This is a genomic window from Psychromonas sp. SP041 (assembly GCF_000470315.2).
In the GTDB taxonomy this organism is placed as follows: domain Bacteria; phylum Pseudomonadota; class Gammaproteobacteria; order Enterobacterales; family Psychromonadaceae; genus Psychromonas.
Genome location: NZ_CBRF02000102.1, coordinates 1 through 792, shown reverse-complemented (window position 1 = coordinate 792; position 792 = coordinate 1). Strand labels below are relative to the sequence as shown.

General features: G+C 32.3%; 1 protein-coding gene. It reads right to left on the bottom strand.

All coding sequences use genetic code 11. From position 1 onward, the window contains the following. Positions 1 to 131 precede the first annotated feature (131 nt). Positions 132 to 446 (bottom strand): hypothetical protein, encoded by a 315-nt coding sequence (locus SP041_RS20740; protein WP_025562385.1) that lies wholly within the window; start codon positions 444 to 446, stop codon positions 132 to 134. Between the last annotated feature and the right edge of the window lie 346 nt (positions 447 to 792).

The following is a 792-nucleotide window of genomic DNA, read 5'->3' as shown; positions in this document are numbered from 1 at the left end:
AACTGAATCATCAACATTCCTTTAGTATAAAAACCGCTATTTACTATAATAAGTAAACCAACCTCAAACGGGCTTGTCCAACACCCGAATAAGGTGTCGGCTGCGCGACACCTATTCTTGTTTGTTATGTTTTATTTACGCTTAAACATACGAAGTAAGGCATTTAGGTTTATTCCTAGCCCCATAAAATTTGGTTTAAGCTCAATTATATCTTCAGCAGGACTTGATTGATTAACACTATTTGATAGCCACTCTCTACCATTTAAATTAGCTTTAACATGGAAATAGGTAAAACTACCGCTTAGAGGTCGGTGAGCAGTAGCATCAATATATTGTGAATTTAACAAATCTTCAATAATAGAAAGATCGTAATCAGAGCTACTATCAATTTTGTCTACACCACCTACAGAGATTAACTTATTCAAAGTAGCAATATGAGTATCCATACTTTCCTTAAAACATAACAGCTTATTATACGGAACTTATCCGCATTTTCCGTGGATAGATAGAACAGTATATTTTATTTAAATTTGATACAAGAGTAACAAATTATATCAATTAAACAATGTGTTAAAAACAAAAATAAAACCTTAATCATGTGGATAGATAGAAAAAGTCCGTATTAACAACAAAAAATACGGAACAACGCCTATACTGTATATAAGAGGCTCTGTTGTACTTAAGTGTTGTTTGTATTTATTCTGTTAATTTTAAAGTGCGCATTCAACCCATACCTGTTCAGAATGCTCTTTATTTTGTGCCATAAAACGAAACCAACTTAGGTAATTCTCT

Coding starts and splice junctions, on each gene's coding strand:
- SP041_RS20740 (WP_025562385.1), bottom strand. CDS start 446: ATGGATACTCATATTGCTACTTTGAATAAGTTAATCTCTGTAGGTGGT.